Source organism: Streptomyces meridianus (genome assembly GCF_023703325.1).
Taxonomy (GTDB): domain Bacteria; phylum Actinomycetota; class Actinomycetes; order Streptomycetales; family Streptomycetaceae; genus Streptomyces; species Streptomyces meridianus.
In genome coordinates this window covers 1-25,203 of sequence record NZ_JAMQGM010000037.1, presented here as the reverse complement: position 1 = coordinate 25,203, position 25,203 = coordinate 1, and the positions used below count along the sequence as shown (strand labels likewise).

The 25,203-nt window shown below is 69.8% G+C and carries 20 protein-coding genes and 3 pseudogenes; 10 read left to right on the top strand and 13 right to left on the bottom strand.

From position 1 onward, the window contains the following. Positions 1–36 precede the first annotated feature (36 nt). Entirely contained in the window at positions 37–699 is a 663-nt protein-coding gene (snpA, locus tag M1E25_RS16925; RefSeq protein ID WP_251416357.1) for a snapalysin, read from the bottom strand. Between the two features lie 258 nt (positions 700–957). Here snpA and M1E25_RS16920 point away from each other — a divergent pair, with 258 nt between their 5' ends. Continuing rightward, entirely contained in the window at positions 958–2,055 is a 1,098-nt protein-coding gene (locus M1E25_RS16920; RefSeq protein WP_285830866.1) for a LysR family transcriptional regulator, read from the top strand. A gap of 42 nt (positions 2,056–2,097) precedes the next feature. On the opposite strand, the gene M1E25_RS16915 is transcribed toward M1E25_RS16920, so the two are convergent. The 3 genes from M1E25_RS16915 to M1E25_RS16905 all read right to left on the bottom strand — a co-directional run bounded on the left by M1E25_RS16915 (position 2,098) and on the right by M1E25_RS16905 (position 7,136). Continuing rightward, positions 2,098–3,486, bottom strand: coding sequence for an MATE family efflux transporter (locus M1E25_RS16915; RefSeq protein WP_251416352.1), 1,389 nt, complete (start codon positions 3,484–3,486; stop codon positions 2,098–2,100). A 64-nt stretch (positions 3,487–3,550) separates the two neighbouring features. Beyond that, positions 3,551–6,148: a bifunctional FO biosynthesis protein CofGH gene (locus M1E25_RS16910; RefSeq protein ID WP_285830865.1), complete on the bottom strand. Its 2,598-nt coding sequence runs from the start codon at positions 6,146–6,148 to the stop codon at positions 3,551–3,553. A gap of 130 nt (positions 6,149–6,278) precedes the next feature. Next, complete coding sequence (locus tag M1E25_RS16905; RefSeq protein ID WP_251416350.1) at positions 6,279–7,136, bottom strand: LLM class F420-dependent oxidoreductase; 858 nt, start codon at positions 7,134–7,136, stop codon at positions 6,279–6,281. A 424-nt stretch (positions 7,137–7,560) separates the two neighbouring features. Here M1E25_RS16905 and M1E25_RS16900 point away from each other — a divergent pair. Beyond that, positions 7,561–7,789 (top strand): annotated as a pseudogene (locus M1E25_RS16900) (CehA/McbA family metallohydrolase); the annotation flags it as partial. A 118-nt stretch (positions 7,790–7,907) separates the two neighbouring features. Here M1E25_RS16900 and M1E25_RS16895 read toward each other — a convergent pair. Beyond that, on the bottom strand, positions 7,908–8,585 hold the full coding sequence (locus M1E25_RS16895; RefSeq protein ID WP_251416348.1) for a pyridoxine/pyridoxamine 5'-phosphate oxidase: 678 nt from the start codon (positions 8,583–8,585) through the stop codon (positions 7,908–7,910). Positions 8,586–8,641: 56 nt separating this feature from the next. Beyond that, positions 8,642–9,307, bottom strand: a complete 666-nt coding sequence (locus tag M1E25_RS16890) for an alpha/beta fold hydrolase (protein WP_251416346.1) — start codon at positions 9,305–9,307, stop codon at positions 8,642–8,644. Between the two features lie 61 nt (positions 9,308–9,368). On the opposite strand from M1E25_RS16890, the pseudogene M1E25_RS16885 reads away from it, so the two are divergent. Next, a pseudogene (locus M1E25_RS16885) lies at positions 9,369–9,868 on the top strand (pyridoxamine 5'-phosphate oxidase family protein). An 80-nt stretch (positions 9,869–9,948) separates the two neighbouring features. Here the strand turns inward: M1E25_RS16885 and M1E25_RS16880 are convergent. The 4 genes from M1E25_RS16880 to M1E25_RS16865 all read right to left on the bottom strand — a co-directional run bounded on the left by M1E25_RS16880 (position 9,949) and on the right by M1E25_RS16865 (position 14,927). Beyond that, positions 9,949–11,529: an APC family permease gene (locus M1E25_RS16880; protein WP_251416344.1), complete on the bottom strand. Its 1,581-nt coding sequence runs from the start codon at positions 11,527–11,529 to the stop codon at positions 9,949–9,951. A gap of 608 nt (positions 11,530–12,137) precedes the next feature. Beyond that, positions 12,138–12,326 carry a hypothetical protein gene (locus tag M1E25_RS16875; RefSeq protein ID WP_251416342.1) on the bottom strand — a complete coding sequence of 63 codons (189 nt, stop codon included), beginning with the start codon at positions 12,324–12,326 and terminating at the stop codon, positions 12,138–12,140. Positions 12,327–13,288: 962 nt separating this feature from the next. Continuing rightward, positions 13,289–13,852 (bottom strand): Uma2 family endonuclease, encoded by a 564-nt coding sequence (locus M1E25_RS16870; protein WP_251416340.1) that lies wholly within the window; start codon positions 13,850–13,852, stop codon positions 13,289–13,291. Positions 13,853–14,276: 424 nt separating this feature from the next. Beyond that, positions 14,277–14,927, bottom strand: coding sequence for a GntR family transcriptional regulator (locus M1E25_RS16865; RefSeq protein ID WP_251416338.1), 651 nt, complete (start codon positions 14,925–14,927; stop codon positions 14,277–14,279). A gap of 49 nt (positions 14,928–14,976) precedes the next feature. Between M1E25_RS16865 and M1E25_RS16860 the strand changes: the two are divergent. Beyond that, positions 14,977–16,051 (top strand): annotated as a pseudogene (locus M1E25_RS16860) (tyrosine-type recombinase/integrase); the annotation flags it as partial. Between the two features lie 295 nt (positions 16,052–16,346). Next, entirely contained in the window at positions 16,347–17,627 is a 1,281-nt protein-coding gene (locus tag M1E25_RS16855; RefSeq protein WP_372500946.1) for an NsdA family TPR-like regulatory protein, read from the top strand. Between the two features lie 487 nt (positions 17,628–18,114). Here the strand turns inward: M1E25_RS16855 and M1E25_RS16850 are convergent, their stop codons facing one another. After that, the gene (locus M1E25_RS16850) at positions 18,115–18,978 is read right to left on the bottom strand and encodes a GntR family transcriptional regulator (protein ID WP_251416334.1); all 864 of its coding nucleotides are present in this window, start codon (positions 18,976–18,978) and stop codon (positions 18,115–18,117) included. Between the two features lie 156 nt (positions 18,979–19,134). On the opposite strand from M1E25_RS16850, the gene M1E25_RS16845 reads away from it, so the two are divergent. From M1E25_RS16845 to M1E25_RS16825, 5 genes are all read left to right on the top strand, one after another. Next, positions 19,135–19,488 (top strand): SCO3933 family regulatory protein, encoded by a 354-nt coding sequence (locus M1E25_RS16845; protein WP_251416331.1) that lies wholly within the window; start codon positions 19,135–19,137, stop codon positions 19,486–19,488. Next, positions 19,485–19,673 (top strand): hypothetical protein, encoded by a 189-nt coding sequence (locus M1E25_RS16840; protein ID WP_251416329.1) that lies wholly within the window; start codon positions 19,485–19,487, stop codon positions 19,671–19,673. The genes M1E25_RS16845 and M1E25_RS16840 overlap by 4 nt, the downstream gene beginning before the upstream one ends. Before the next feature lies 1 nt (position 19,674). Then, complete coding sequence (locus tag M1E25_RS16835; RefSeq protein WP_251416328.1) at positions 19,675–21,066, top strand: cell division protein FtsK; 1,392 nt, start codon at positions 19,675–19,677, stop codon at positions 21,064–21,066. Between the two features lie 35 nt (positions 21,067–21,101). Further along, the gene (locus M1E25_RS16830; RefSeq protein ID WP_251416326.1) at positions 21,102–21,848 is read left to right on the top strand and encodes a DUF2637 domain-containing protein; all 747 of its coding nucleotides are present in this window, start codon (positions 21,102–21,104) and stop codon (positions 21,846–21,848) included. A 150-nt stretch (positions 21,849–21,998) separates the two neighbouring features. Continuing rightward, positions 21,999–23,429: a replication initiator gene (locus M1E25_RS16825; RefSeq protein WP_251416323.1), complete on the top strand. Its 1,431-nt coding sequence runs from the start codon at positions 21,999–22,001 to the stop codon at positions 23,427–23,429. 52 nt (positions 23,430–23,481) lie between these two features. On the opposite strand, the gene M1E25_RS16820 is transcribed toward M1E25_RS16825, so the two are convergent. Then, positions 23,482–24,150, bottom strand: a complete 669-nt coding sequence (locus tag M1E25_RS16820; RefSeq protein ID WP_251416319.1) for a metallophosphoesterase family protein — start codon at positions 24,148–24,150, stop codon at positions 23,482–23,484. A gap of 9 nt (positions 24,151–24,159) precedes the next feature. Next, a partial coding sequence (locus tag M1E25_RS16815) for a polymorphic toxin-type HINT domain-containing protein (protein ID WP_251416316.1) occupies positions 24,160–25,203 on the bottom strand: 1,044 nt, incomplete at its 5' end.

Genomic DNA, 25,203 nt, shown 5'->3' with positions numbered 1-25,203 from the left:
GCCATCGCTGCACGGTGCGGGCGATCGATTCGGCGATCAACGCACCTTGGTGAGCTCGGGCTTGTCGAAGGGAGCCACACCGTTCGCCCACAGGGAGTTGACCTGGGAGGCCTCCGTCGAGTTCGGGTAGGCGTTGGTGCACGAGGTGCCGGGGCCGCCACCGGACATCAACTCGCTGCACGGGCCGGAGTAGTGGTCCGGCAGGCCGAGCACGTGCCCGGTCTCGTGGGCCACCACCCGCAGCGAGTAGTACTGCTCGTTCTGGGCGTAGTCGAGGAAGATGTAGCCGCTGCCGTGGCCGTCGGTGCTCGCGTACGAACCCCGCGTGTCGTTGCCCTCGTAGTAGGCGAAGTCCCCACTGCCGCTGGTGGCGGCGAGCTTGACGTTGGACACCCGCGAGTTCCAGATCGAGGCACTCTGGGATATCTCGGAGGCGAAGCTGGGCGCGTTGCTGGCGTTGTAGTAGACGGTCACGGACTGGATGCCGGGCTGCGCGGCCTGCTTCTCCTTGACCTTCTCCATGACGGCCTCGTAGAAGGCCTTCGTGTTCGCCTCGTCCTGTGCCGACCCCGTGTAGGCGGCGATGGTGGAAGGCGTAGAGGTCTGCGGCGCGACTGCCGCGCCGGCCGGCACGGCGGCGATGCTGAGAGCCGCACCGACGCTGACGGCCACGGCCAGAGCCATCTTGGTAAGGCGCATGGGGAGTTCTCCTTCTCGTCCGGGACGGGTCGCCTGTGGGGTGACGACCGGGGTGTCCCGTGGGGGTGGACTTCCGGTACGAGAAGTGTCGGAGAGATTTGCGCACCCGGGATGTTGTCAACTCGCGATAACCCCCGGCTATATACCCTGCACTTATCGGCACCCGAGCAGAGCGCAATAGCGTGGGCACATGATGAATAGTCGTCAGAATTACTCATTCATGAGGGGTTCGTGCGGTTCCTTCATCTGGTGCGGCCGATGAGGCGTCGTTATGCTCCGGTTGTGGAGCTCGACGTGAGGCACCTCCGTGCACTGTGCGCGATAGCCGACACCGGCAGCATGCGAAAGGCTGCACGGCAATTGGGCATGTCGCAGCCGTCCCTGACCACACAGCTGCGGCGCATCGAGAGGACCATCGGCGGTCTGCTGTTCACCCGGGAGCGGACCGGCAGCCTGCCGACTCCCCTGGGCCGTTCCGTGCTCTCCCGGGCCCGGCCGATACTGGCCGACATGAGCGCCCTCGTCACCGCCGCCCGGGACGCCGCGGTCAACGCCCAGGGCGCGCGGCTGCGGCTCGGCAGCAGCGGAAGCCGGGCCATCCCGGGCTGGCTGCGCCGGCTGCACACCCGACTGCCCGACACCGACACGACCATCCACATCGACATGTCCGCGAACACGCTGCTGCGGATGGTCGCGGAGCACCAGCTCGACGTGGCCTTCGTCCACGAGCTCGACGGATTTCCGCTGCGTGTTCCGGCCGGCCTGGAGCAGCGGGTCGTCGCCGACCGGGAACCGCAGTTCATCGCCATGGCCTCCACCCACCCGCTCGCCGGGCTGCCCGCGGTTCCGCTGCACGGGCTCGCGGAGGAGCAGTGGATGGCCGACCCGACCGTCGACGACGAATGTGCCGCGATGCGCCGGGCGTTCACCGCCGCGGGTCTCAACCCCCGTCTCGTGTACGTCCGGGACGTCACCACGGCGGCCGAACTCGTCTCCGCGGGCGAGGCGGTGAGTCTGTGCCAGCCGACGTCGATGCCCCGGCACGGGATGGCCATCCGCCCGTTGCAGGGGGATCCGCTGACGGTACGGCTACTGATGTTCACCCGCACCCCGTCGGCCGAGAACGCGCCCGCGAACCGTGCCCTCTTCGACGACCTGGTGGCGGCCTACCGCGAGGTGGCCTGGGCCAATCCCACGTACCGGCAGTGGCTGCTGCGCCACGACAGCCCGCTGCTGCACTCCCCTGGCACCCCGGGCGGCCTGGCGGATGCCGGGATCCTGGCCGGCTCCGTGGCCGGAACGAACGGCACGGAGTTCGAACGGTCCACGCCGCCACGGCGTCTCACAGGGGCATAGGGACCGCGCCGGGCCGGCAGCGACCGAGCAGCCGGCACCGGGCTATCGGACGTGCCGGCCCCCGGCCTCCGGGACGGGCACTCCCCCGGCCGGCACCGGCACCGCGCCCGCCGCCTCCGCCGCACGCACCCGGTCTCCGTGCCGCAGGAACGACACCGTTTTGGTCACGGCCTGAAGCAGATTCGCGCAGGCCAGCGCCATCCAGAGCCCCGTCAGCCCGGTCGTGTCGGCGACCGGGACCGCCACCGCGGCCAGGCCGCCGAACCACACCAGGGTCGACACCAGGCTCGGCCCCGACCGCTTGAGCCCGACCAGGGCGAATCCCGCCACCGCCTGCAGTGCGTCGCCGACCAGCACCACGAGGACCAACGGCAGCAACCCGGCCACCTGCCGGGCCACGGCCGGATCCTCGGTGAACAGTCCCGCGACCGGACCTCCCGCCGTCAGCAGCAGCGTCCCGAGCACCGTCACCGCGCACAGCACCACCCGGACCCCGGCCCACATGCTCCGCCGGACACCCTCGACGTCACCCTCGGCGGCGCTGCGGGCGATCAGCGGCACCACGGCCTGGCCGACGGCGACCGCCACCGTGAACAACACGTTCACCAGTGACTCGGACACGCTGTGCACCGCGGCGCTGCCGGTGCCGAGCCGCGCCGCCGCGAACGTCAGAACACCCAGCACGGAGAACTTGACCAGCACCGTTCCGGCGAGCGGGACGCCCACCGCGGCCAGCCGGAGAATCTGCCGGACGTCCGGCCTGCCCGGCCCCAGGGGCAGGCCGGCCGGTACCGCGTCACGCCGCAGCGCCACCTGGTTGAGCACCGCACTGATCAGGCTCGACGCCAGCATGGCGATCCCCGCCCCGGTGAGCCCGAGGCCCGGCAGCGGTCCGGGCCCGCCCACGAGCAGGACGGACAGCGCGACGGACGCGGCGGTGCCCAGCAGGCCCGCCCGCATCACCCGCGCGGAGTGGCCGAGCGCGACCAGAACCGACGCCGCCGACGAGCCGACCGCGATCAGCAGCACGCTGCCCGCCAGCATCCAGGGGAAAGCGCCCAGTTGAAGCAGGGCGGCGCGATCCACTCCCGATACTCTGCCGATCAGCGGCACGGCAGCCACCGTCGCCGCGCACACGCCGCCCACCCCGAACGCCAGCCACATGCCGCTGCGCACCAGCGGCAGCAGTCCTTCCGGGGCGTCCCGGTGCGGCGCGACGAACGGCATCACCCCGCGCAGCGCGCCCGCGACCGTGGCGGTGGCCGGACCGAACACCGCCAGCGTCACCGCGAAGGCGGCGAGCGAGACGGTGGCGTGCCGCCCGAGGAGCGCGGTGTCCACAAGGGCGCCGGCCGAGGCGGCGAGGGTGGTCAGGTACAGCGGCGCGGCTGCTCTCACCACGGTCCGGAAGACACTGCGCTCGTCGCTCACGTACCGGAATCCTGCCACCCGGACGCCGTGTGCGCGGACCCTTCGCCGGGACCGGGACCACCTGCTACGCGTCCCCCAGCACCGGCAGCAGTTCCGGCAGGTGGCCGTCGAACTCGGCTGCGGTGCGCTGTCGTTCGGCGGGGACCTCACCGTAGGTCGTGGTGCGCGCCCGCGCGGGCCTCCCGGCTGCGTCCGCGATGGCGACGAGGTCGCGTACGGACCGGTAGGAGCCGTAACCGGAGCCCGCCATACGGGAGATGGTCTCCTCCATCAGGGTCCCGCCGAGGTCGTTCGCCCCGGAGCGCAGCATTTCGGCGGCGCCCTCGGTCCCCAGCTTGACCCAGCTGGTCTGGATGTTGGGGATGTGCGGGTGCAGCAGCAGCCGGGCCATCGCCGTCACCGCCCGGTTGTCCCGGTCGGTCGGGCCCGGCCGGGCGATCCCGGCCAGGTAGACCGGTGCGTTGGTGTGGATGAACGGCAGGGTGACGAATTCGGTGAACCCACCGGTCTGCTGCTGGATCTCGGCGAGCAGCCGCAGGTGCCCGAGCCAGTGACGGGGCTGGTCCACGTGCCCGTACATCATCGTGGAGGACGACCGCAGGCCGAGTTCGTGCGCCGTCGTGATCACCTCGACCCAGGTGGCCGTCGGCAGCTTGCCCTTGGTGAGGATCCAGCGGACGTCGTCGTCGAGGATCTCGGCGGCCGTGCCCGGGATCGAGTCGAGCCCGGCCTCCTTGGCGGCGGTCAGCCATTCGCGCACGGACATCCCCGTCCGGGTGGCGCCGTTGACGACCTCCATCGGCGAGAACGCGTGCACGTGCATGCCGGGAACGCCTTCCTTCACCGCGCGGGCGATGTCGAAGTAGGCGCTGCCCGGCAGGTCCGGGTGAATACCGCCCTGCATGCACACCTCGACCGCGCCCACGTCCCACGCCTGCCGGGCCCGGTCGGCCACCTGCGACAGCGACAGGGTGTAGGCGTCGGCGTCGGTGCGCCGCTGGGCGAAGGCGCAGAAACGGCAGCCGGTGTAGCAGACGTTGGTGAAGTTGATGTTGCGGGTGACGATGTAGGTGACGTCGTCGCCGACGGTGTCGCGGCGGACGTCGTCCGCGACACGGCACAGCGCGTCCAGCGCCGGGCCGTCGGCATGCAGCAGGGCGAGCGCCTGTTCGTCGGTCAGCCGGGTGGGGTCGTCGGCCGCCTGCGCGAGCGCGGCCCGCACGTCGGCGTCGGCGCGCTCGGGCCGCATACCGGGAACGGCGGCCTCGCGCAGCGCCTCCCAGTCGCCGTACACCTCGTCGAAGTCGTCGCGCCGGTCGGTGGTGCGGCCCTCGCTGTCGATGGTGCGGTGCAGATCGGTGCGGCCGGCGGCGGCGAACCCCTCGTCCGGCTCCTGCCAGGGCAGACCGGCGGGAACGGCGTCCTCGCGGGCCAGCCCGGTCTCCGGGTCGGCGAGCGCGCGGACGTGCGGCAGCACCCGCGGGTCCAGCCAGGGTTCGCCGCGGTGGATGAACTCGGGGTAGATCGTGAGCCGTTCCCGCAGGGTGTAGCCGGACGCGGCGGTGCGCTCGGCGAGTTCACCGATGTGCGGCCAGGGCCGCTCCGGGTTGACGTGGTCGGGGGTCAGCGGGGAGACGCCGCCCCAGTCGTCGATGCCGGCGCCGATCAGCAGCGCGTACTCGGAGTCGACAAGGTTGGGCGGCGCCTGGATGCGGGCGGCGGGCCCCAGGATCACCCGGGTGACGGCGACGGCCGCGGCGAGCTCCTCCAGTTCGGCGTCGGGCATGCCGCGCATCGCCGTGTCCGGCTTGGCGCGGAAGTTCTGCACGATGACTTCCTGGATGCCGTGGTACGCGCGTGCCGTGCGGCGCAGCGCGAACAGCGAATCCGCGCGCTCCTCGTACGTCTCGCCGATGCCGATGAGGATCCCGGTGGTGAACGGCACGTTGGAGCGGCCCGCGTCCTCCAGCACCCGCAGCCGGACGGCCGGCTCCTTGTCGGGCGAACCGTGGTGCGGGCCGCCGGGCTCCGACCACAGCCGGGTCGCCGTCGTTTCCAGCATCATGCCCATCGAGGGGGCGACGGGCTTGAGCCTCTGCAGGTCGGTCCAGGACAGCACGCCCGGGTTGAGGTGCGGCAGAAGTCCCGTCTCCTCGAGGACGCGGATCGCCATGGCGCGCACGTAGGCGAGGGTGTCGTCGTAGCCGTGCGCGTCCAGCCACTCACGGGCCTCGCCCCAGCGGTCCTCGGGGCGGTCGCCGAGCGTGAACAGAGCCTCCTTGCAGCCGAGTTCGGCGCCGCGGCGGGCGATTTCCAGCACCTCGTCCGGGGAGAGGTACATGCCCTCGCCGGCACGGCGCAGCTTGCCGGGAACGGTCACGAAGGTGCAGTAGTGGCAGGTGTCCCGGCACAGCCGGGTCAGCGGGATGAACACCTTGCGCGAGTAGGTGATGACACCCGGGCGGCCCGCCGCCTCGAGCCCGGCGTCGCGGACCCGGGCGGCGGTGGCGCACAGGTCTGCGAGGTCGCCGCCGCGCGCCTGGAGCAGCACGGCGGCCTCGGAGACGTCCAGCGCGACGCCGTCCCGCGCGCGGCGCAATGCCCGGCGCATGGCGTTGGCGGTGGGTGCGGTTTCCTGCGGTCCGGGCTCGCTGGTCGTCATCCCCCGAGCATACGAGCGGGCGATCGGCCCGTCGCCTCTCTGCTGACCAGCAGGTATGTTCCGCTGGTCACGTCGGCCGGGGCCCGGGCCCCACAGCGGGGGTCCGGCCTCCACGGCGGATCGGACGGCGTCAGAGGTACTGGGCGTAGGCGTCCAGCGTCCGCAGCACCTCGCCCTCGTCGGCGGGCGGCAGTTGGAGCACCACCTCCTCGATGCCCAGGTCGGCGAAGCGGGTCAGCTTGCCGGGGGACGGCAGGACCGCGTACGGCACGACGTGCAGCGTCTTCGGGTCCCGTCCGGCGTCCTCCCAGGTCCGCCGGAGCTGGGGCACCGCCTCCGTGAGACCGCTGCCACCGATCGGCAGCCAGCCGTCGCCGTACGCGGTGATCCGCCGGAACAGCTTGGGCGACGCCGCGCCGCCGATCAGGGTGCGCGGGCCGGTCAACGGGCCGTCCGGGTGCTCACGCGGGCGCTGTACGGGCTTGGGGTACGCGTCGCTGGCCCGTACGGAGGCGAGGGTTCCGTCGTAGGCGGTCGGCTCGTCCGCCCACAGGGCGCGCATCACGCCGAGGCGCTGGCGGCCGAGTTCGAGGCGGCGGGACCAGTCGACGCCGTGGTCGGCGGCCTCCTCGACGTTCCAGCCGAAGCCGACGCCGAGGGTGAACCGGCCGCCGGAGAGGAAGTCGAGCGTGGCGGCCTTCTTGGCGAGGTCGATCGGGTCGTGCTGGGCGATGAGGGTGATGCCGGTGGCAAGCCCGATCCGTTCGGTGACGGCTGCGGCCTGGGCCAGGGCGACGAAGGGGTCGAGGGTGCGCCCGTACTCGCGCGGCAGGGGTCCCCCTGCCGGGTAGGGCGTCTCGCGGCTGACCGGGATGTGGGTGTGCTCGGGCAGGTAGAGACCGGCGAATCCGCGCTGTTCGAGCTCCTGGGCGAGCCGGACCGGGGTGATGGTCTCGTCGGTGAGAAAGATCGTGGTGGCGATCCGCACGGGCGACCTCCGTGATGGGAATGCGGGACGGCGATCCGATCCTCCCCCTAACCGTGCCCGGCCGAGGGCGACTCACCCGGGCCGGGGCCGTGATCGGGCAGATGCGCGGGAACGGGCCGCTCCGATCCGAGGCGTGCGCGGCCGGCCCGATCCGGGCGACCACCGGAACGAAAGACGCCGTTTCCTTCCTGCGGGCTGCCCTTGCAGACGAGTCGGCGGCTCAATACGAGAGTTCGATCCGCACCCCCGTACCACCCGGAGCACCACTCTGCCCTTCTCGTTCTCGACCCCAGGGAGCCACGGCATGTGCGAGGACCATCCCCGTCGAAACCCGTCCACCGGCCCCGAGCAGGGGACCGCCGCGGCCTGCTGCGCGCGTCCGTCCTGACCGGTGCGTCAGCGGCGCTTACGGTCACCTTCTTCCGGCGAGGAGGTCACCCACCCGCAACGGGCACGTCGTGGCACTCGGCATCGACCCGGGTGTCTTCGTCGACTGGCGCCACCGGGCCCGCGACAACGCCTTCGGCAGTTACGCGCGGAAGATTCGCCGGGTGGGCGGGCTGGTGGTGCCCGCGCACCCGCACGCCACCTGCATCGGCTGCAACTGGAAGTTCGGGCTGAACGATGCGGACGCCGTCGAGGTGTGGAACGGTCGGGTCCCGGGCACGGGACGCGGCGCATCCGGGCACCGACCCTCCCCGACCATCCACGCCTCCCACCGCAAGGGAGGGCGGAATCTCCTTCCTGAGCTTGCGAAGGGAGCAGAGCGCTTCAGGGCCAGAGCAGCTCGCGCGTCCAGACGTCGCCGCCCGCGTGGCGCCGGTAGCGCAGCCGGACGTGGCGGCGGCGGGCGTCGCCCTGGAAGAACTCGACCTCGTCGGGGTCCAGCCGGTACAGCGTCCAGCTCGGCACATCCGCCTCGGGTTGGTCCTGCGCCCGCTGCCAGGCGTCGTCCGAGGCGCGCTCCAACTCAGCGACGGATGGGAGCACTTCGCTCTGCCGGCCGACGAGCGCGGCGGCGAGTGCTCCGGTGGAGCGCGCGTGCAGGTCGGCCGCGCTCTCCTCGGGCGCTGCGGTCGTCACGGTCCCCCGCACTCGCACCTGACGGCCCACGGTGTGCCAGTAGAAGATCAGCGCGGCCTCGGGCCGGTCCGCCAGCTGCCGCCCCTTGCGGCTGCCGGCGTGCGAGCCGAAGTGCCAGCCGTGCTCGTCGGCGTCGTGCAGCACCACGATCCGCGCGTCGGGACGGCCGTCTGCGTCGGCCGTGGCCAGCGACATGACGTGGGGCTCGGGTTGCCCGGCGTCCGCGGCCTCGCACAGCCACCGCCGGAACAGCGGCAACGGATCGGCGGGCGCGGCATCGGGGTCGAAGCCGGGCAGCTCGACGTCCCACACGCGCAGTCCGCGCAAGGTGGAGCGGAACCGGTCCTGATCGGGTGCGCTGTCCATGGACCGATTGTCGGCCATCGAGAGCTGCAAGCCGACACGGGACGCAATGTTCCGGGTCAACTCCCCTTCCGCGACAGCAACTCCGCGATGAGCCCGGTCAGCAGATCGGGACGGCTGACGAAGGGCGCGTGGCCGGTGGGCCAGACGCGGGTCGATCCGCAGCGCTTCGCCATGGTGCGTTGCAGGCCGGGGTCGACGGTGCGGTCCTCCGTGCAAACCACGTACGTGGAGGGGACGTCCTTCCACGCCTGGCGCTCGGGAATGCCCCGCCCGCAGCCGAGCGCCTGGGGGCGCAGCAGGGCCACGGCACGGTCCGTCTGCCCGGGCGTGCAGTCGTTGAACAGCACGGTCCGGGCGAGCACCGGGTCGAGGTCGGTCAGACCGTCCGGGCGCTTGACGATCGCCGGGCCGATCAGGTTGGTGTCGACGCTGAGGCCGGCCGCGCTCTCCCCTTCGTCGGGGACGAAAGCGGCCAGGTAGACCAGGTGACGGACGCCGGTGAGGCCGGTGATCACGGACCCCCCGTAGGAGTGGCCGACCACGATCGGCGGTCCGCCCATCGCGTCCACGACCTCCTGGACCGCCGCGGTGTCGGCGGCGAGCGAGCCGCGGTGCAGCTCGGGGACGGCGACCTCGACACCCTCCGCGCGCAACCGTTCCGTGACGGGCGCGAAGTGCTCCGGCCCCTCGTACAGCCCGTGCACCAGCACTACTGCGGTCATGAGCACTCCTTGTCCGGCCGGCCGACCGGCCGTTGTCGGTCCTCGACGCCATCATGGACCCATGACGACCAGCTGGGCAGACGTCGAGGCGGCCGAGCCGGAGTTCGCGCAGACCGTGCGGCCCGGTTCCAGCAGTACAAGCACCACGTTCTGGCCACCGTGCGGGCCGACGGCTCCCCGCGCGTGACGGGCATCGAGGCGAACTTCCGGTTCGGTGAGCTGTGGCTCGGCATGATGCCGAACTCCCGCAAGGCGCTGGACCTTCGGCGCGATCCGCGGTGCGCGCTCCAGGCGAACCCGGGCCCGGACGACTCGATGGCCGACGGCGACGTCCGGATCAGCGGACGGGCGGTCGAGGTCACCGATCCCGAGGCGATCTCCCGGTTCACCGGGGAGGTCGAGACGCCGCCGGGCCCCTTTCACCTCTTCCGCCTCGAGCCGGCCGAGGTGGTGCGCACGACCGTCGCCGACCCGGACCTCGTCGTGCAGGTGTGGCGGCCGGGCGCGCCCCTGCGGACGGTGCGTCGCGGCAACGACGACAGCCCGCCGCGCCGGGGCTGAGGGGTGGGTCCGACGCCACGGCTGAGCGCCCGCACCGGCGGCCGGAACCGCGGTACGGGCGCTCAGCGGACCAGCGAGCCTCAGTCCTCGACGACCAGCGCCGGGGTCTCCCGGGTCAGCACCTCGCCGCGGAAGAAGGCGGGGCTGCGGCGCTGCATCACCAGCATCACCACCGCGCCGAGCAGCAGCAGGCCGACACCGATGACGAACACACTGCCCACCCCGAGAACCGAGCTGCCGGTTCCGTAGGCCGGGTCCCACATGTCGTACAGGGTCTTGCCGAACACCGCGGCCAGCAGGACGCCGCCCAGGACCGGCAGGACACCCTTGTACACCAGGTCGCGGGTGGAATTCCGCAGCTCGCGGCGGAAGTACCAGGCGCAGGCGAAGGCAGTGATCGAGTAGTAGAAGCAGATCATGAGGCCGAGCGCATAGATCGTGTCGATCAGCACGTTCTCGCTGAGGAACGTCATGACGGCGTAGAACACGCCGGTGGCGACGCCCGCGGTGATCGTCGCCCGGCCCGGGGACTTGAAGCGCGGGTGGACGCGGGCGAACGAAGGCGGCAGCGCCTGGTAGGTGCTCATGGCGAGAACGGTGCGCGCGACGGGGATGAACGTCGTCTGCAGGCTCGCGGCGGCGGACGCCACGACGGCGAGGAACAGAAGGACGCCGAGGCCGGTGCCCATGACCGGGTTCGCGAGGGTCGCGAAGACGTTGTCGGAGGTCTCCGGGTTGCCGAGGCCGGTGCCCTTCTCGCCGATGCCCGCGTACATCTGCGCGGCGACGGCCGTCAGCAGGTAGGCGCCGACGAGCACGACCATGGCGAGGATCGCGGCGCGGCCGGGGGTGCGGTCGCTGCCCTGGGTCTCCTCGTTGACGGTGAGGCAGGTGTCCCATCCCCAGAACATGAAGATGGACAGGGAGAGGCCGGCCGTGAAGGCGGCGAAGGACTGGACCGCGAACGGGTTCATCCAGGTCCAGGAGAAGTCGATGGAGTTCGGCAGGTCGCCGGAGCCGGCCTTGCCGATCGCCATCACGGCGAACAGGGCGAGGACGGCGAGCTGGAGCCCGACCAGCGCGTACTGGAGACCCTTGGTGGCGGTCATCCCGCGGTAGCTGATCGCGGTGGCGACGGCGATGAAGACCAGACACGTCGCGACGTGCGCCGGCTTGCTGTCGTCGAGGGCCGCTACTGCCTCACTGCCGGTGATCTCGCCCAGCAGTAGGTAGAAGAAGGAGGTCGCGACGCCTGCCAGGTTCGACAGCACGATGATCGTCGCGATCACCAGACCCCAGCCGCACATGAAACCGATGCGCGGGCCGAAAGCCTTCACCGACCAGGTGAAGGACGTGCCGCAGTCCGGGACGGCCTTGTTCAGCTCCCGGTAGGCGAACGCGACGAGCAGCATCGGCAGGAAGCCCGCCAGGAAGATCGCCGGCATCTGCACACCGACCTCGCCGACCGTCGGGCCGAGCGTGGCCGTCAGGCAGTAGACGGGCGCCACGGCGGAGACGCCGATGACCGCACTGCCGACCAGACCGACCGAGTTGCCGCTGAGGCCCTTGCGGGTGATGTCCTTCGGGGACGACGCACGCTGAGCGCCGCCGGTACCGCCTGCCTTCTCTGCGGCGCTGAGCCGCGGGTCTACCTGAACCATGGGACAGGACGCTAGGTGCTGCTGAATTCGCAGACGTAACAATGGCGCGCGAGGCAAGTGATCTTGCATATTGCCGCCGCAGGTGGACGCGAGTTGCAGCGAGCAAGGTTGAACGAGAGAATGACCTGCGATTACAAGGCATTGGGCGTTTCACTTGATATGCGGATATCGCAGCACGGTCCTTTTTGCCCGTTTCAAAATTTTCCTCAGGTCACTCGGATCCGTCCCGGTTACCCCGCTTCGCCGGATACGCCCGGGACGGATCGTCAAGCGAATCGTCAAACCGCTGCCACGTCCTCACTCACTCCGCTGCGACGCGAGGCCACGAAGAGGACCGCCCCCGTGACCAGGGCAACCGCAGCGGACCCGATGCCGAGGAGCACACCACCGGCGCCCGTGAACGCGAGCCCCCCGGTGTCGGACGCGTCACCGGTCCCCCTGCCGCACCACCGGCGGCCTGCGCCTCCTCGCCCACGGTCGCTTGCACGTAGTACGTGTGCGGGGCGAGGGCTTATCGACTGCGTTTTTTCAGGTCAGCGCCGATCCGTGCGTCCGGGGAAGTCCGCTGGCGCATGCCGTTGGCGGGTCCGGTCGCCGTCAAATGGCAGCTACTGCCGGAAGAGTCCAGCGGAGTCGATTGCGATGGGGAACGGGGAGTCCAGGTGGGCGGTCGCGCCCGCGAGGGCGGTCGTCCGCTCCACATACCGGCCGTCTTCCAGTTCGTAGACGACGAGCATCGGCGCAGGATCGACCTCCAGACGCCAGAAGTGCGGGATAGCGGCCCGAGAGTCAAACACCAATCTCACGAGAACCCACGCAGGGACCTCCAGGGTGAATCCCGTGGAATTCCTACCTACGCCTTTCGGGTGGGTCACTTACAGGTCATACGGGTAGAGTTTCATTTCGGAGGCCCGGAAGGAAATGAAACCCTCCACAGGAAGCTCCGACCTTCGGGCCGGGATTTCAATCAGGAGAATGTCCGACCCTACTCTGATCTCCACGACCGAATCATCGCCATCGTCGAATCTGACAACTCGGCCCGTGATGAGGGTGGCAGAATCTGCCCCGACCTCCGAGAGGGAAGTGGCGCCCGAGGGGCCCGCCATCCAATCTGCGACCTCTTCCGGAACTTCGATCTCGACATCGAATTGACCTACTTCAGCGGGGTTCGCCCCCATCCAGCGGCCAGATGCGATGCCAGACTCGCACTTGAAACGCACGATCCCTTGCGATGGGGTCAGGACTTGCAGAACTTCTACTCTCATCATTTCACCCCCAAGGGAACTCGCTGCATCGTATTGCCGACAGTCCATTCATCTGTGACGGAGTTCCAATCCCACGTCTCCATATGGAAGTAGAATTTCGTGGGCTTGCTGTTCATCTCGTGATCCCCCTTCCGGATTGCTGCGGCGCCCCATCGGAAGACACGAGACGGTTGGGATCCACCTGCCCAGTTCGCGGGTGAATGTTTGTGTACGGACCAGGCCCCAAGAAATCACTCCACGCCTGATCGGCCTGAGAAGGCTTAAGGGGCTTGGGGGCCGTGACCTCCGGCAGGTTTTTGACCGTTTCGGCAGGTGCACAGTTTGAATTGTGAACCAGGACTGGAGTCTCGCCCGCCAGCACATAGTACGTGTGCTGGGCAGGGGCTTATCACCTGCATTTTTGCAGGTCAGCACCGATTCGTGTATGCGGGGACGTCCGCTGATGTATGCCGTTGGCGGGTCCGGTTGCCGTCGGCGTTGCCGTCAGACGGCATCTACTGCCGGGAGAGACCCGCCGGGTCGATTGCAACGGGGAACGGGGCATCCAGGTGGGTGGTCGCGCCCGCGAGAGCGGTCGTCCGCTCCACGTACCGCCCGCCTTCCAGTTCGTAGACGGCGAGCATCGGTGCCGGGTCGAACTCGAGTCGCCAGAAGTGCGGGACGGCAGCCTCCGCATACAGCATGGGCTTGACCTTGCGGTCCATGGTGCGGTTGCCGGGGGAGACGAGTTCGACGGCGAGCTGGACGGCATCGAGGTCGACGGTGACAGGGTCGTCGGCGGTCGCGCCGGCGTCGGCCACGACCAGGTCAGGCACGACCAACCCCGACGGCAGGACGACGTTGACGCCTTCCAGGATCTCCACCGGGGCACCGACGGCCCGGGCGGCCGCGTCCAACGCGACGTGGAGGCGGAATGAGGCCCGCTGGTGGCGGACACCGGGAGCGGGGGACATTACGAGGGATTCCCCCAACAGCTCGTAACGCATGGTGCGGTCTTCGGGCAGTGCCAGGACGTCGGCGACTGTCCAGGGCCCGACGTGATCGATGGCAACGCTCATCCCTTTCACCTCCTCATCCGACCGGCAAGTCCCAGTGTGACCTCGACGGACGGTACGTGGCCAGCATACGGGCGCTCTCGCCTGCTGACACCGGGTTCCGCTGCCATAAGCGATTACCCGAACACGCGTGCTATGCAGCGGTCCGTCGAGGTAGACGTCGGCGTGTGGTCACCCATGGCTGGCCCGGGCTGCCGGGGGTGCTCGCCCGTCGCGTGTTCTGGTGGCTTCCGGCTGTTCCGGGGTGCTGGTCTTGCGCGGCCAGGGGCCGGGTTCGGGTCAGCGGGGCGGCGCCATAGCGGCCGGGCCCGCGCACCGGCCGCGCGCGGGTCCGCATCAGCGGGCCTGCCTTGAAACCGCAGAGAGACTATCGACGCAACCCTCACCACGGCGCGCCCATGGCCAGCCAGGTGCAGTCCTGCCGTCATCAGTCCTGGGGGTGGCCGCCTTCGATGCGGTCGAGTCGTTCGCGCAGTTCCTGGATCCGGCCGAGGGCGTCTTCCAGCGCGTCTGCCGGTGCGTCCATGCGAGTGCGGGCCTGCATCTCCTCAGGGCTGGGGCCCGTGAAGGCTTCCAGGGTTCCGGGGGTTCCCTGTGCTGGGTCGGGTCCGATGACGGTGACTTCCTCGACCCTCATGCCGCCGTCTCTGGTGGTGGCGCCGCGGCGTACGCGGGTGGCCTTGTGCTCCATGGTCAGCAGGTTCAGTGCCTGCTGCGCGGTCCGTGCGTCTGTGTCGAGGAGGTCGGCTGCGGCCTCGGTGGTGAGTTCGGTGCCCTCGGCGAGGCTGCCGTCGTCGATCTTCCGGGTCAGAGTGGCGTGGGCGAGCCGGTTCGCCATGGCGGGGTCGTTGGCGTCCTGGACGTGGACGTCGGTGCTGTTCTCGTCGCGGCGGAGCCAGTGGCCGTCGATGAGCCGGTCGAGGGCTGCGTCGACGACGGTGACGGGAGCCTCGTACTGGTCGGCCAATTGCTGCCGGGGCGGGAGTTTCGCGCCGGGGGTGAGGTGGCCGTCTTTGCGCTGGTAGACGATGCCTTCGCCGTTGGCGCGGGACTTGCAGGCACGGCGCGGGGACGGCATCAGGCGGCGGCTTCCTGGTCGAGGCGGGCGTGGATGAACTTCCCCCGCCGCCGACTGCACCATCGGCGTCTACCTCCAGCACTGGCTGGACAACGTCGCCGTCCACCAGCTCCGCGAGACCACCCACACCCGCTACCGCGCCACCGCCCGCCTCTACATCACCCCGATCCTGGGCAAGAAGAAGCTCGGCAGGCTCACTACCAAGGACGTGCGTGCTCTCCTCGACCAGCTCCGCACCCAGTGCCAATGCTGCGCACGAGGGCTCGACACCCAGGGCGTCTGCTGCACCGTCGGGACGTGCTGCGGCAAGCGGCTGTCGCCGTTGACCGTCAACTATGTGCATTCCGTCCTCAAATCCGCGCTCCAGCACGCCGTCCGCGAAGACGAACTTTCCCGCAACATCGCCCGCAACGTGCCAGCAGGCACACCCCGGCCCAAGCGCACCGAGCCCCTCACCACCGCCGAGGCCCGCCAGCTCCTCCAAGCCGCCGAAGGCCACCGCCTCCACGCCCTGTTCCAGCTCGCCCTCCACACCGGGCCCCGCAAAGGCGAACTCCTCGGCCTCCGCTGGACCGACCTCGACGTGGAGACAGGAACCGCCAGCATCCGCCGCACCCTCCAACGAACCCACAGCCACGGCCTGAGCACCCTGCCCACCAAGACCACCAGCTCCGAACGCCGCATCACCCTCCCCACCACGTGCGTCAGCTCGCTTCAGAGCCATCAGCAGCGCCAGGGAGAGGAGCGGGCCGAGGCCGGGGAAAGTTGGCAGGAGACCGGCTACGTTTTCGTCACGCCCACCGGCCGGCCGATCGACCCCACAAACCTCACCCGAACCTTCACCACCCTCCTCGACCACGCGGGCCTCCGCCGCATCCGGTTCCACGACCTCAGGCACAACGCCGCGACCCTCCTCCTGGAGCAAGGCGTCGAACTCGTCGTGATCAAGGAACTACTCGGTCACGCCCACATCGGTCACCGCCACCGTCTACGCCCACGTCCGACTACGCCTCCAGCGAGACGCCATCGACACCCTCAGCACCGTGCTCGACGGTCCTGCCGGCCACGAGCCGACCCGCGGCGACGGCAACGACCCGCCACCGTGCGGAGCCATCGTCCGCTGACGTTGCCGTCAACTACTGCCGTCACCCCATGCAGAAGCCCCGTCAGGACACACCTGACGGGGCTTCAGCTTTGCAGTTCGGAATGGCGCGGGTCGACATCCCTTAGCCTCGCCGTTTCGGTTGGGTACGGCGGCTGGTTGGGCGAAAACGCGAAAGTGCCTTCCTGACCTGGTAGCAGGGCTTCCCCTCGGCGGTGTTCCAGGGCAGCAGGCGTGGGCCCTCTGCTGCGGGACGCCCTGGCCACGGTGTCGCGTGCTCGGCCATCGTGTTGCCCTCTCCTCTGCTTGGCTCGGGGGTGTTGATCAGGGTCTCGCTGGTGTGGACCTTGCGGAGTAGCCAGCGTGTCTGCCTTTCTGTCTGCCAAGCTGGTGGAGTGCGGGAGACGGTCGGGGAACTGGTCAGGCGGCTGCGCGTGGCGCGTGGTTGGAGTCAGCGGCGGCTCGCCGAGGCGCTGGCCGAGGCTGCTCCTGGTCGCGTTCCTCCGACGCGGAATGACGTGTCCCGCTGGGAGATCGGGACGCGGTCGCCGCGTGAGTGGCTGCCGTTCCTCGCGCGGGTTCTGGAGGTCCCGCGCGAGATGCTGGAAGCGGCGAAGGCCGTTCACCCTGTCGAGCTCACGCCGCCGGTGCGGTCGGTGGCCGACTTCCTGCCCGAGGGCGACCCGCTCTCCCCGCTGCGTGCCCGTACGGGCCGGCGGATCGGGGCCGGGCAGGTGGCTGACCTGGCTCAGCGGGTGCACGGCCTGCGGCTGGCCGACGATGTGGTGTACGGCAAGGACCTGATCGGGCCCGCGCTGCGCGAGCTGCGGGTGGCGGTGAAGCTCTACCGCGAGGGCGTGCACAGCGAAGCAGTAGGTCGCGAACTACTTCGAGCCATTGGCGAGTTGGCGCAGATTGCCGGGTGGGTGGCCTCTGATGCCGGGGAGCATGCCGAGGCGGAGCGGATCTACCGGCTCGGTATGAGCGCAGCGCAGGCCGCCGGGGACGGCGTGCTGTCCGGGAACGTGGCGGGCTCGCTGGCCTACCAATGGAGCAACACCGGGCGCACGACTGACGCGGTCGGCTTGGCCCACGCCGCGCTGGAGGACGCCGGTCCGGATGCCCCCCCGAAGGCTCGCGCACTGTACCTGGACCGCGTGGCCTGGGCGCATACCCGTGCCGGGCAGGACCGCCCGGCGATGACCGCCCTGGGAGAAGCGGCCGAGGCTCTGGCCGAGGACTCGGCCGGCACTGAATCACCGACCTACCTGTACTGGATGGACGCCGGGGAGTTGCAGGTCATGGAGGCCCGCGTCTACACCGAGCTACGCCGTCCGCTGCGCGCCGTACCCCTGCTGGCGGACGTACTCGGGCGCTACGACGCCAGCCACGCCCGGGAGTTGGCGCTGTACCTCTCATGGCTGGCCGTGGCCTACGCCGACGCCAACGAGCCCGAAGCCGCCGCCCAGACCGCGGGTCGCATGCTCGCCCTCGGGCAGAGCGGCAGCGAACGAACAGCAGAGCGGACACGGATCGTCCTGGACCGCCTGCGGGCCTTTCGCGACGTGCCCGAAGTCGCCGAACTGCTGGCGTCCTGAGCGCCCTCGGAGAAGGCACTCACCGGCCAGGGCCAGCACCCGGCACGATCCGGGCCTGAGCGGGTGGGGGTCCCTCGTCGGTCGGGCAGCTTCGCCGTGCCAGGGTTCCCCGGGGGCCGCCAAGGCTCACTCCGTGACGCGTGCGCTCGGCCTTGGCGGCCCCCGGGGGTTCCTGGTACGCCTTCGGTGACCGGGCGACGAGGGACCCCCTCCCGCGACCGCGATCCCACACCACGACGAAGCCGCACCCGCAGACGGCCCCCTGCCCCTCCGAGGGAGGGCCGGGGTCTGGGGCAGAGCCCCAGGTAGCTTGCTTGCTGGCTGTTGCGCGCCCGGACCGGCGGGGCCGACGGCAAGCGGGGCGGAGACAGGAGCGGGCGGCGGCCCCGCAGGGCCGGAGCGCGCGCGGGCCGCGACAGCGGGCCGCCTTGATCAAGTAAGGAAACTCTGAACAGCTCACCCACGGGCCGAGCTGTCAGCATGTCCGTCAGGGGCCCTGCTGGCGGCGCTTCTTCGCGTCGGCGAGTCTCTCTTCGAGTTCCTTGCGGGCGGCTGCGGGATCGTCGTGGAGCGGTGGCGCGAGTTGGCCACGGCGGGCCAGTTCGCGGGTGACCTTCCGGCCCTTCTCGACCGCTGCTTGGTAGGCCGTGCGGGTCTGGTTGAGCTCGTCATGGATTTGGTCGGCAAGCGCTTTGAGCTCGGCGTCGGCGAGATGTGCGAATTCGCCAGCAGCCCTGTGGGCCTGGCGTTCGACCTCCTCGCGCTGGAGGTGCTGGACGACCTTGGAGCTGTAGTTCTTGCCGGGTGTCGGGGCGGTGCGGACGAAGACGCCGCGCCCCTTGACGGCGTAGATCAGCCCCTCGCTCTTGAGGAGGCGAAGGGCGTTCTGCGCGGTGGAGTTGGCGATGGTGAACCGCTCTTGCAGCTCACGCGCGGAGGGCAGCTTGCTACCCGGGGGGAAGAGTCCTTCCTTGATCTCTTCGCGCAGGGTGTCCGCGGTCCGGACGAAGGGGGGGCGGTTGTCCTCTGCGCGGGCCGAACGCCACCCAGGAGGGAAGGGGCCGTCTCCTGCCGCACCTTCGTCGCCGTCCTTTTCTCCGGTGTCCTGCTGGTCAAGGGGCAGGCTGACGTAGCTGCCCCGGCCGAGGACGGAGTAGACCAGCCCCTCCTGTCGCAGGACGCGCAGGGCGTTCTGGACCGTGGAGCTGGCGACGCCGAACCGCTCTTGCAGCTCACGCGCCGACGGCAGGCGCTCACCGGGCTGGAGTTCGCCGCTGAGGATGGCGGCCCGCAGCACTTCGGCGGCCTGGAGATAGGGGGGCCGCGGGTCGTCGTCCAAGGGCAGGGTCATGGGCCAACCGTAGCGTCCGTAGCGCCCGCCGCACACGCCCGCACCACCGCCCTTATCGACCGTCCCACCTATGCGTGCGTTGCATCCGTATCGCTGTAGCGCTATGGTCATGATCGAGTCGATCGAGCGACTCCATCGAACTAAGGATGTGATGGCATGGCCATGACCCGTATCCGTGTTGCCCTGCTGCCGTCGGCGGTGTGTATCGCGGGCACTGAACCGGTGCTGAAGATCAAGGACCAGCAGACCGGGGAGGTCGCCACCGACCGGGAGACCGGTGCGTCGCTGTACACGGTGACCGTGATGCTCATGGAGGACGGCCGCGCCGAGGTCCTGAAGATCACCGTCCCGGAGACGGGCCTGGCGGCCGGGCTCAAGCCGGGGGCGATGGTGCGGCCGGTGGAGCTGTTCGCGACCCCGTGGGCGCGGATCTTCAACGGTCAGCTGTCCGACGGCGTCGCCTACCGGGCGGCCCGTCTGGAGCTGATCACCGTGGAGGCAACCCAGTGACCCGCTTCGCACGCCGCGTGCCGGGGCGGGAGTTGTCTCCGCTCCGGCCCCTGCCGGGGACTCAGGGCAAGGCCACGTTCGCCGTCTCGGCAGCCGTGCTCGATCTGCTCAGCCTCAGCCCGGAGCAGGCGGCCCGCCTCGACCTGGCCCACGTGCTCCACCTGATACACGAAGAGGGGGCCTGACATGGAAGCCATCACGGGATACGCGACGGTTGCGCTGCTGGTCTCAGTCGTGCTGGTCGGCGCGTGGCTGCTGGTGACGGTGGTGCGCTACGTCCGCGCAGACAAGGGCACGCGGGTCAGCATGCGACAGGCCGTGCGGGTGCGCTGGGGCTGGGTACGCCTCGCGCGGATGGCCGGGCTGACGGTCACCGACAAGACCCCCGGCCTGCTCGCCCAGATCACCGCGTCCAAGGACGGCCCCGCCCCCGCGCCCCGCGTCCTGACACCGAAGATCAAGGTCAAGCCCGACCGGTTCGGGGTGATCGTGCGGGCCCGGACACTGCCGCAGGTCGGGCTGGAGGAGTACCAGAAGTCGGCGCGGTTCCTGGCGGACGCCTGGCGGTGCACGCGGGTGTCCGTGCTGCCGGACGGCCCCGGCAGGGTGGTGATCCGGGGCGTGCGCTCCGACCCGCTGACCACGCCGACCGAACACCGCCCCACCGGCCACCCTCCCACGGACCTGACGCGCTGGGAGCTGGGCGTGGACGAGTATGCCGCCCGGGTGTGCGTGTCCCTGGCCAACGTTCCCGGGGTGACCGTGGCCGGCGTCCCGGGTGCGGGCAAGACCTCGGGGGTCAACAAGTTCGTCTGCGACTTCGCACCGTCCCCGGCCGTGCAAATCGCGACGGCGGACGGAAAGGTGTCACGGGCCTCGGAGGGCGATTACGCCGACCTGGTCAAGCGGATGTTCGCGTTCTGCGGGGACGACCTGGATGAGGCGAATGCACTGTTCAAGCGCCTGGTGGAACTGCGCAAGCGGCGCTCGGCAACCATCCGGGACGTGCTGGGCGTGAAGAACATGTGGCACGTCGGCCCCTCGCCGCAGTGGCCGCTCACGGTCCTGATCATCGACGAGGCGCACACGTTCTTCCGCGAGTACAAGGGCAGCGACGCCACCACCAAACGGCTGGCCGCGCTGACGGCGGAGAACGCCCGCCTGGTGGAGGACCTGGTCAAGAAGGGCCGCAGTGTCGGCATCCTGGTGATCCTGATCAGCCAGAAGACCACCGGCGACGCCATCCCCACCTTCATCCGCGACGTGTGCCCCATCGGGCTGTCCTTCGCGCAGAAGACCGTGGAAGCCGCGGTGGCCGCGCTCGGTGACGACATCCGCAACTGGCCCGATGCCAGCCCGGTCACCTTGCAGGACTCCGCCTACGTCGGCGTCGGGGTGATGGCGATGCAGGGCCGCCCCGGCTACACCCGCATCCGCACCCCCTACGTCTCCGACGCCGACGCCGCCCGCGTCGCCGAAGCCACCTCGCACCTGACCGCCGATCCGGACCTGTGCCTGGACGCCCTCCTCTCCTCGACCGGCCGTACCACGGCACCCCGGCCGTCGCCCGCCAAGTAGCCCCGAAAGCCCACACCGGAAAGGAGGTTGAGGACATGGCGGAGGAACGGTTCACCCGGCGCACCGTGACCGTGGTCATGGCGGTCATCGCGGCCCTGGCCTTCGTCTTCTCCTTCGGCAACGTCTGGGCCCTCGCCCTGCGGCTCGGCGTCCCCCACCCGATCGCGCCACTGATCGCCCCCATGGTCGACCTGTCCGTCGTCGGGCTCCTGGTCGCCCTGCGCTTCCTCGCTCTGCGCGGCGTCCCCAAGGCGGAGCTGAAGGCCGGCGCCCGGCTGCTGCACCTGTGCGGCCTGCTCACCCTCGCGCTGAACACCGCCGAACCGCTGTTGGCCGGACGCTACGGACGGGCCTGCCTGGACACCGTCGCCCCGCTCCTGCTCCTCGGCTGGGGCCACGTCGGCCCCGCCTTCCTCGCCCAGTTCCACACCCACACCCGCCCCAACCCCCACCTGGAGGCCACCGCCGCCACCCTTGCCACCGAGCCGGTGCCCGACGTCGCACCATCACCCGAATCGGCACCCCCGACGACCGCCCCGCAGATCGCCGCCTCCCTGATCGAGGAGCTGGAGCCCGCTGCGGCCGCCGCTCTGCCGGTCGCCGTCACCACGACGGGCCGACCCGCTTCCGGCCCTGCCCTTCCGGCCGCCCTGCTGGACGCGGCCCGGCGCATCGCGGACACTCACCGCGCCGAGCACGGAACACCGATCACCGCCGCCCACCTGGGCACACGCATGGGCATCGCCCTCCCGGTGGCCACCACCGCACTCGCTCAGCTCTGAGCCCCGGCCCCCACCGGCCACATCCCCCTCGCTGAACCCACGCCCGCCCCTGGGCCTGGTTCGTCATGCCCCGAGCAGCACCAACACGCCCTCTGGCTCCGCTGGTTGCTGCTCGGGGCCACCCACCCGAACAGAAGGGACACGCCCCGAATGGTCACCCTGGACCTGCGCCACGTGGCAAGCCCCGCCGTACGGGACCTGCTCCACCTCGTCAACCACCCCGACTTCGACCGCGCACAACAGCAGATCGAACGCCTCGGCGGCTGCGCCGAACCCATCCGCCTGACCGGACAGACCACCACCGTCGACACCACGACCGGCGAAGTGCTGCGCTCCTACACCTCCACCGCCGAGCCGACGGGCAGCCTGCTCACCACGTGCGGCAACCGCCGCGCCTCGCGCTGCCCGGCCTGCTCCCGTCTCTACGCCGCCGACACCTACCACCTCATCCGCGCCGGCCTCTCCGGCGGCAAGACCGTGCCCGACACCGTCCGCACCCACCCCCGCGTCTTCGCCACCCTCACCGCACCCTCCTTCGGCCCCGTCCACAACCGCCCCGACGCCCGGCCCTGCCGCTGCGGAACCCGCCACGAACCCGCTGACCCTCTGCTCGGCACGCCGCTGAACCCGGCGACGTACGACTACGCGGGCGCGGTCCTCTTCAACGCCCACGCCGGAGCCCTGTGGGCGCGCTTCACCACCTACCTGCGCCGCGAACTCGCCGTCCGGCTCGGCCTCACCCAGAAGGCCGCCCGCGCAGTTCTGCGGGTGTCCTTCGCCAAGGTCGCCGAGTACCAGAAGCGCGGCCTGGTCCACTTCCACGCCGTCATCCGGCTCGACGGCCCCGACGGCAGTACCCAGCCCCCGCCCCCGTACGCCACCGTCGGCGTGCTCACCGACGCCATCCGGGCCGCCGCACCCCGCGCCCGCATCTCCGTCGTCTCGGACGCGGTCGGGGAGCGCGAACTCGGCTGGGGGCAACAGCTCGACGTGCGCGAGATCGCCGCCTTCGGCACCGACGCCGAACTGACCGATCAAGCGGTCGCCGCGTACGTGGCGAAGTACGCCACCAAGTCCGCCGATGCCTCCGGCACCCTCGACCGCTCCCTGATCTGCCGCCCCTGCCAGGGGCGCGGTGCCACCCTCCTGCCTCAGGGAACTCCGCTCCCGTGCACGGCCTGCGACGGGACCGGACAGGCCCGGCCGCTGTCCCACCTCGCCGTCGCCCGGCACATGCGGCAGATGATCCGCACCTGCTGGGACCTGGGCCGACTGCCGGAGTTCGCGGATCTCAAGCTCTGGAAGTGGGCCCACATGCTCGGCTTCCGAGGCCACTTCTCCACCAAATCCCGCTCCTACTCCACCACGCTCGGCGCGCTACGCGACGCCCGCCGTGCCTGGCGCACCGAACAGGCCCGCGCCCACGCCAGCCTGCCCGAGCACGACCCGGGCACCACCCTCGTCGTCGGCCACTGGGACTACCTCGGCTCGGGCTACGGCCCCGGTGCGGCCCTCCTCGCCGCCGGTGTCTGGCACCGCAAGGAACTGGAACGGCAGTTCGCGGCCGAAGGGGGCTGCTGATGGCCTCGCCCCTGCCCGTCCACCACACGGCGGCACACGACCCCTTATGAGATCAAGGGGTCGTGGTCGACACCAATTCCCTCATCCGGACAAGGAAAGGCATACCTTCCCTTTCGGCGCGCATCGCAACATCACGGAACAGGAGCTTCTCGTCAGACTCATCAGCACCAGTCAGGAGGGCGATATCCCGCACTTGCTGCCCGTAGTGAGTCATCAACCTGTCCCACGAAACGTCGCCTTCGGCGCCTGGACGTTCGGCCTCGCCTTCCGCCCAAACAGAATCAACCTCAAGAGCGCCAACAATGGCACCGAATGCGCCACTTCGCGATTCTTCGAGGTAGGCGCGCAACGCCAGAATCGCGGTAGAAATTGACTCCACAGTCAAAGCTTGCGCGAGGCCAAATTCATCAACCGTGTTGATCGACTCAAGGTCTGACTCTGCACTCCTGATCGCAGCCTCAAGCCTGGGAGAAAGTTCGATGGCAGAGGCGCCCGGCCTGGCGCGCAGAACTCGCCACGCCCCCACCAGGCCATCGTGAACCAATCCGTATCCTTCCAGCTCAGCGTGAGCCTCGCTGTACGCCTGATAGACGGGAAGAGTCCGGTGGGCTGCGGCCAGAGAGAGCACGAAGACTCTCTCCAGGGCCAGCTCGCCACACGCTGCCTCGATCCGGCCAATCTCTTCCTTTGTGAGCATTTGCACCCCTTCCGATGCCGCCACGATCGAGAGTTACCTTACGCCGGGCGGAAGCCAGAGAGCGGTCCTAGGGCTCACAAGTGTCGCACCCTGATTTGTCAGGAACTGAGAACAAGCAGGACAGAAAGGCCTACTGGCTGCAATCCCACCAGGACTAAGACCTAGGTGCTGAGCTGCAGTTACTAGCTTCACTTCAGCATGCGCACCATTACTCATCGATATAGCCAATTCTCCAGCGTCAAGAGAATCAGCCCTTTGAATCAGAGTGAGGTTACTCCTCGCTCCAACAGCAGACAGATCATTGCCTCCACCAACGCCGTCGGCGTGCAACACCCCGGTAGTCCTGTACCGCTGGCCGCCTGACGGAATCAGAGAATGCAAGTCGTCGGCCCTATCGGTCAGATGACCTAGGTCGGCCGCCCCGCCGCCGCAGTTGTGAACGAGTACCGGGGTGGTCCCTGCCAGCACATGGTACGTGTGGAGGTTGCTGACGGTGAGGTTGTGGACGGTGGCCGACTGGGCCGTCCAGCGCTTGATCGCGGTGATCTGGACGTGGGTGCCGGCGCTGGTGCGCAGCCACTGGCCGGTCTTGAGGTCGGTGGCGTCGATCCATTCGCCGAGTTCGGGGACCCAGAAGGGATGACCGTCGGTCGCGGTGACCGAGGCGGTCTTCGACCCCTTGTCGCCATCGATGTCGATGGTGACCTTGACGAGCTTCTTGGCGCCCTTGCCCTTGATCTCCGCGGTGACCGTCTCGACCTTGGTCTCACCGGTCTCCGGGTCAGTGGCCAGGACCTTGTCGCCGATGTCGACGTCCTCGATGGCCTTGGTCGACCCGTCGGCCATCAATACCCGCGTCCCAGGCACGAAACTGTTCGCGATACTGCAGCTCTTGGCGAACCTCTGCGCGATCTTGGAGTTCTTCCACCAGCCCTTCAGCCCGTCGATCAGCTTGCCCGCCAGATTCCACAGCTTCTTGCCCAGCGCGACGGCCTTGGCCCACTTCCACGGCATCCCGTACTTCGCCGCCAGCTTGCCGACCATGCCACCCAAAAAAGGGTCTGCTGCACGGTCTGG

Bases quoted from the DNA above. Each gene is read 5' to 3' on its own strand.
- snpA (WP_251416357.1), bottom strand. From the start codon at position 699: ATGCGCCTTACCAAGATGGCTCTGGCCGTGGCCGTCAGCGTCGGTGCG.
- M1E25_RS16920 (WP_285830866.1), top strand. From the start codon at position 958: ATGAGGCGTCGTTATGCTCCGGTTGTGGAGCTCGACGTGAGGCACCTC.
- M1E25_RS16910 (WP_285830865.1), bottom strand. From the start codon at position 6,148: ATGACGACCAGCGAGCCCGGACCGCAGGAAACCGCACCCACCGCCAAC.
- M1E25_RS16895 (WP_251416348.1), bottom strand. From the start codon at position 8,585: ATGGACAGCGCACCCGATCAGGACCGGTTCCGCTCCACCTTGCGCGGA.
- M1E25_RS16890 (WP_251416346.1), bottom strand. From the start codon at position 9,307: ATGACCGCAGTAGTGCTGGTGCACGGGCTGTACGAGGGGCCGGAGCAC.
- M1E25_RS16880 (WP_251416344.1), bottom strand. From the start codon at position 11,529: ATGGTTCAGGTAGACCCGCGGCTCAGCGCCGCAGAGAAGGCAGGCGGT.
- M1E25_RS16870 (WP_251416340.1), bottom strand. From the start codon at position 13,852: ATGAGCGTTGCCATCGATCACGTCGGGCCCTGGACAGTCGCCGACGTC.
- M1E25_RS16865 (WP_251416338.1), bottom strand. From the start codon at position 14,927: ATGCCGTCCCCGCGCCGTGCCTGCAAGTCCCGCGCCAACGGCGAAGGC.
- M1E25_RS16850 (WP_251416334.1), bottom strand. From the start codon at position 18,978: ATGACCCTGCCCTTGGACGACGACCCGCGGCCCCCCTATCTCCAGGCC.
- M1E25_RS16845 (WP_251416331.1), top strand. From the start codon at position 19,135: ATGGCCATGACCCGTATCCGTGTTGCCCTGCTGCCGTCGGCGGTGTGT.
- M1E25_RS16835 (WP_251416328.1), top strand. From the start codon at position 19,675: ATGGAAGCCATCACGGGATACGCGACGGTTGCGCTGCTGGTCTCAGTC.
- M1E25_RS16830 (WP_251416326.1), top strand. From the start codon at position 21,102: ATGGCGGAGGAACGGTTCACCCGGCGCACCGTGACCGTGGTCATGGCG.
- M1E25_RS16825 (WP_251416323.1), top strand. From the start codon at position 21,999: ATGGTCACCCTGGACCTGCGCCACGTGGCAAGCCCCGCCGTACGGGAC.